Origin of the sequence: Rhodopseudomonas sp. BR0C11 (assembly GCF_010820945.1) — a bacterium.
Taxonomy (GTDB): Bacteria; Pseudomonadota; Alphaproteobacteria; order Rhizobiales; family Xanthobacteraceae; genus Rhodopseudomonas; species Rhodopseudomonas palustris_H.
Genome location: NZ_QTKI01000814.1, coordinates 1 through 583 on the forward strand (window position 1 = coordinate 1; position 583 = coordinate 583).

Genomic DNA, 583 nt, shown 5'->3' on the forward strand with positions numbered 1-583 from the left:
GCGCTGCGGCGGCGAGCGAAGCGATGCGGAGCCTGAAGCGGCGAGCGGAATGATCGGCTGAAGCAGTCATGGTCTGGTCCTTCACGAGGTGGGGGAATGCAGAAAGGTCGCGACGATGCTGCGCGCCAGTAACGATGGCGCTTCGGCGGGGGCGATGTCCGGCGCGATCTCGTTGAGCAGCACCGGCACCGAGTGCGGCTGATGCACCGAGTTGCTGAGCAGCAGGAAGAACAGCGCCGGATGCGGCGTCCGCACCACGCCGCAATCGATGCCGGCCTGCACCAGATCGCGGATCGACAGATAAGCGGGCCGGGCGAGCCGATCGATCAACAGCGCTGCGCGCTCCGGCGTCTCAGCAGGGTGCTGCGCGACGAACTGGCGGACTTCCGGATGGGCGATGCCGAAGGCCACGAAGGTCTCGATCGCTTCGCGCAGCCGGTCGTAGATCGGGCGATCGGCTTCGGTGGAAAGCTTGGTCATCACCGCCATGATCGGCGCGGCTTCCTGGGTCACCGCGTCGAGGCAGGCGAGCCACAGCGCGGCCTTGTCGCCGAAATGGATCCGGATCAGCCCGGTATCGACG

General features: G+C 66.9%; 1 protein-coding gene. It reads right to left on the reverse strand.

What is annotated here, in order from left to right; genetic code table 11:
• Positions 1-81: 81 nt before the first annotated feature.
• The coding region (locus tag DYI24_RS27555) for a TetR/AcrR family transcriptional regulator (protein WP_164574562.1) at positions 82-583 on the reverse strand (502 nt) is incomplete at its 5' end.